3 protein-coding genes are annotated in these 4,699 nt (G+C 62.1%); 2 read left to right on the top strand and 1 reads right to left on the bottom strand.

The window, feature by feature from the left end:
* A partial coding sequence (locus ABY948_RS11250; protein WP_461482630.1) for a UDP-2,3-diacylglucosamine diphosphatase occupies positions 1–436 on the bottom strand: 436 nt, incomplete at its 3' end.
* A 200-nt stretch (positions 437–636) separates the two neighbouring features.
* On the opposite strand from ABY948_RS11250, the gene ABY948_RS11245 reads away from it, so the two are divergent.
* Positions 637–1,794, top strand: coding sequence for an efflux RND transporter periplasmic adaptor subunit (locus ABY948_RS11245; protein WP_461482629.1), 1,158 nt, complete (start codon positions 637–639; stop codon positions 1,792–1,794).
* Positions 1,791–4,699 (top strand): efflux RND transporter permease subunit (locus ABY948_RS11240; protein ID WP_461482628.1); only part of this gene is annotated, 2,909 nt, incomplete at its 3' end. The genes ABY948_RS11245 and ABY948_RS11240, both read left to right, overlap by 4 nt.

Here is a 4,699-nt window from a genome sequence, read left to right as displayed (position 1 = left end):
GATTCAACCGCAGCAGCAGGCTGTAACCGGCGTCGCCGACGAAACGGGTGAAAGGAGTGCACAACACCGCGTGATCAAATTCGTCGCCGTGCATCAACAGCAGCTGCTTGCCCTCGCGGGTGGTGTGTACATAGTGGGGGTGTATTTCGATATTGAGTACCGAATTGCCGACGATGTCCCGCACCAGGCCATCGTGGTTGCCGGGGACGTAGATCACCCGGGTGCCATTGTTGGCCAGGGCAATGATCTTGCGCAGCACTTCGTGGTGGTTACGCGGCCACAGAAAGGATCGCTTCATGGCCTCCAGATCCACCACATCGCCCACCAGATAAAGGGTGTCGCAGCGGGTTCTGGTGAGGAAATCCAGCAGGAAATCTGCCTTGCAGTCCCGATAGCCCAGGTGAATGTCAGACAGCCAGACGGCATTGTAGTGCATGCTATGGTCCTCTTTACCGTTAACCTAGCCAGTGCAGATGACCGGGAAGAGGCAGTTTCAAGAAACTTTGATGACAACGCTGCCCGCCGGGCAGGTCGATAACGGGGTTTCCCTTCGCCGGGTGGCGAGCGGTTAGGGGGGAAGCCGGCAGGTAATTTTGTGATAATGTCGCCACCACTCATAAGGAAGATCACCCCGGCATGGCTGTGCTCAAGAAACTGTTTATCCCCGTTGTCATCCTGTTGTCGGCTGCCGCGATCGTGGTGCTCCTGAGCATGGCCAAACCGCTGCCGAAACCCCAGGCGCCGGTAGCGGCCGAGATACCCAAGATGGCGGCGATGGTGGCTTCCCCTCAGACCCGTCGGGTCAGCGTCACAGCGCAGGGTACGGTACAACCAAAAACAGAGATCACCCTGGCGGCACAAGTGGGCGGCCAGGTGGTCAGTGTGTCAGAACAGTTTGTCGATGGCGGCTTTTTCCAACAGCATGACCTGCTGTTGCAACTGGATGATCGGGACTACCGGATTGCCCTGGTGCAGGCGGAGTCCCGGGTGGCTGACGCCGAGAAAACCGTCGCCACGGAACGTGGTCAGGCGCGCCAGGCGAAACGGGAATGGCGCGATCTGGGCAATACCGAGGGCAACGCGCTGTTCCTGCGCGAGCCGCAGTTGAAAGCGGCCGAGGCCGCCCTGGCTGCCGCCAAAGCCGATCTGGAGCAGGCCCGTATCAACCTGCAGCGCACGGCCATTCGCGCGCCCTTTGACGGCCGGGTGAGGGAGAAGCAGGTCGACCGGGGGCAGTACCTGTCTCCCGGCATGCAGGTGGCCAGCATCTTTGCCACCGGCACGGCGGAAATACGCCTGCCCCTGACCGCCTCCCAGGTGCCACTGCTCGACCTCCCCCTACAGCCGGGGGATCAGGCGTCTTTGCCGGTCCGGCTCCACGCCAGCTTTAACGGTCTTGCCGCCAGTTGGTCCGGCGAATTGGTGCGCACTGAAGCCAGCATGGATACCCGCAGTCGCGTGCTCTACGGCATTGTTGAAGTGGCCGAGCCGTTGCGCCAGCAGCCCCCGCTGGTGATCGGTCTGTTTGTCCATGCAGACGTGGCCGGCAAGCAGTTTGCCGATGTGATTGAGGTGCCGCGCGACGCCCTCTATGAAAAGGACCGCCTGTTGGTGCTGGATGGCGACAACCGCCTGCATATTACTCCGGTGCGGGTCTTGCAGCTGCTCGGTGAGCAGGCGCTGGTCAGCGGCATTGAGGCGGGACAGCGGATACTCATTGAGCGTCCCGGTTATGTGGTGGAAGGCATGGCGGTGGAGCCGGTGATGGGCAGTGCGCTGGCGGACACGCCATGAGCGTGCCCGGCAAAGGACTGATCGCCTGGTGGGTCAACAACCCCATCGCCGCCAATTTGCTGATGTGGATGATTCTGGTGGGCGGGGTGACCAGCCTGCCGGGGCTCGATAAGGAAATGTTTCCGAAAATCCCCCGGGACGTGGTGCAGGTGGAGGTGCCCTATCCCGGTGCCGGTCCCCGTGAAGTGGAGGAGCAAATCTGCATCCGGGTGGAGGAGGAGGTTCACGACCTGGACGGCATTGAGGAAATGCGCTCCTTTGCCTACCAGGGTGGCGGTCGCATCGAGATTGAGGTGGCCGACGGTTACAGCACCCAGAAACTGCTCAACGATGTGAAATCCCGGGTCGATGCCATCAACACCTTTCCGGTGGATTCAGAGCGACCGCAGATCAGGGAAGTGCTGGCGCGCACCCAGATACTCAGCCTGGCGGTGGCGGGGCCGCTGAATGAGAGCGACCTGAAAAAACTGGCGGAAAGCATCCGCGACGAGGTGATCAACCTGCCGGGGGTGACGCTGGCGGAAATCGGCGGCACCCGTCCGGAGGAGGTGTCCGTCGAAATCGCCGAGGAAACCCTGCGCCGCTATCAGTTGCGCTTCGAGGACGTGGTGGCCGCCATCCGTCGCTCATCGCTGAACCTGCCGGCCGGAGAGGTGCGGGAACAGGCCGGCGATATCGTGTTGCAGACCCGGGGGCAGGCCTACCGTCGGGCCGACTTTGAACGCATTGTGGTGCTGCGGGATGTGGACGGTACCGAGGTGCGGCTGGGGGATATCGCCCACATCAACGACGGTTTTGCCGAGCAGGACCTGGTGTCCCGCTTCAACGGCAAACCGGCGGTATTTATCAACCTGTTCAATACCCGCAACCCCGATGTGATCACCACCTCTGCCGCCGTGCGGGAGTACATCGAGCGCAAACTGCCCAGTTTGCAGCCTGGGGTGGAGCTGGAGGTGTGGCGCGATCTGTCGGTGTATCTGAACAGCCGCATTGACCTGCTGCTGCGCAATGCCCTGGGTGGACTGCTGCTGGTGTTCTGCCTGCTGGTACTGTTCCTGCGCCCGGTACTAGCCTTCTGGGTGGCGGCGGGGATCGGCATCGCCTACGTGGGTACCCTGTGGCTGATGCCCTATCTGGGCATCAGCCTCAACGTGGTCTCCCTGTTCGCCTTTTTGCTGATCCTGGGCATCGTGGTGGACGACGCCATCGTGGTGGGGGAAAGTGTCTACGCCCACCACGAGCGGGGGCTGAGTGGACTGGAAAGCGCCGCACTGGGGGCGAAGTCGGTGTCCAAACCGGTTACCTTTGCGGTGCTGACCACCATGATTGTGTTTGTGCCGATGCTGTTGTTGCCGGGGGACTCCACCAAGCTGATGGCGGAGATGCCCAAGGTGGCGTTAATTGCCCTGGCCTTTTCCCTACTGGAATCCTTCCTGATCCTGCCGGCGCACCTGCGCCACCTCAAGCCGGAACGGGAGCCGCGCTGGTGGCCGGCGCGATGGCTGTACCGGATGCGACACCGGACCTCTGCGCTATTGAAGACGTTTGTGGAGCGACAGTACCGACCGCTGCTGGAGCGGGCATTGCGGCACAGCGGTATCACCATGGCGCTGTTTCTGGCGCTGTTGATGGTGGTGCTGGGGGTTTTCTTTACCGGCTGGTTGCGGGTGGCCTTTTTTCCGGTGGTGGAGGGGGAGTATCTGCGCGCCACCGCGGAATTGCCGGAGGGGGCCGGATTCAACCGCTCGCTGGCAATCATGGACCAGTTTGAACAGGGGGTCGAGGCCCTGCAGCGGGAGCCGCTGCTGATCGCCGCGGATGGCAGTTCGATACTGCGCAACCACTACGCCGAGAGCAGGGAAAATCTGGTGTCGGTGGTGCTGGAACTGGCCAGCAATGAAACCCGCGCGGTGTCGTCGCGGGCGGTGGCAGAACTGTGGCGCAAGCATATCGGCGCGGTGGAAAATGTGGAGGACTATGAGGTTGAGTTCACCCTGATGGGGCGCCCCAAGGATATCAACCTGCTGTTGAAAGGTCGCGATATGGAGGCCTTGCGCGGGGCGTCGGCGGAAATTGAAAAGGCGCTGCTCAGCTACCCGGGGGTGTTTAATGTCTCCAGCTCCCTGCGCACGGCCCGCAAGGAAATTGAGATCAGTCTGCGGGACAATGCCGATACCCTCGGCATCGGCCTCAGTGACATTGCCGGGCAATTGCGCAACGCCTTTTACGGCGCGGAGGCCCAGCGCATCCCCCGGGAAAAAGAAGATGTGAAGGTGATGGTGCGCTATCCGGAAACCGAGCGGGCCAGGGTCTCCTCCCTCGACGAATTGCGTATCCGCACGGGTGACGGTCGCGAGCTGCCCTTTGGCGCGGTGGCGGAGGCCGGGTTTGTGCCGGGTTATACCGAAATCAAGCGGCGCGACCGGATGCGCATGGTGGAAATCGAGGGTGAACTGGCGCGGGGTGCATCCTCCGCCAATGAGGTGGTGGCCGCGTTGCTGGGGCAGCAGTGGCCGGCACTGTTGGCCAAATACCCGGGGCTGACTCTGGAGGTGGCCGGCGCGCAGAAAGACCAGCAGGAGTTCGAGGTCGGCTTCCTGCAACTGATGCTGTTGGCGCTGTTGGCCATCTATGCGTTCCTGGCGGTGGAATTCCGTTCCTACTGGCAGCCGGTGATTATTCTCAGTGCCGTGCCGTTCGGTATCGCCGGCGCCATCCTCGGGCACATGCTGTTTGGCAAGGAAATCAGCATGCCCTCCATGATGGGGGTGCTGGCGGCGGCGGGTGTAGTGGTGAACGACAACCTGGTGCTGATTGACCGCATCAATCAACTGAGGAAAGAGGGTTGGCATGCCGTGGATGCGGTGGTGCAGGGTGCGCGGGATCGCTTCCGGCCCATTGTGCT

Source organism: Porticoccus sp. (genome assembly GCF_041592135.1).
Lineage (GTDB): Bacteria > Pseudomonadota > Gammaproteobacteria > Pseudomonadales > Porticoccaceae > Porticoccus.
Note: the sequence above shows the minus strand (reverse complement) of the source record. Positions and strands in the feature narration are given on the sequence as shown.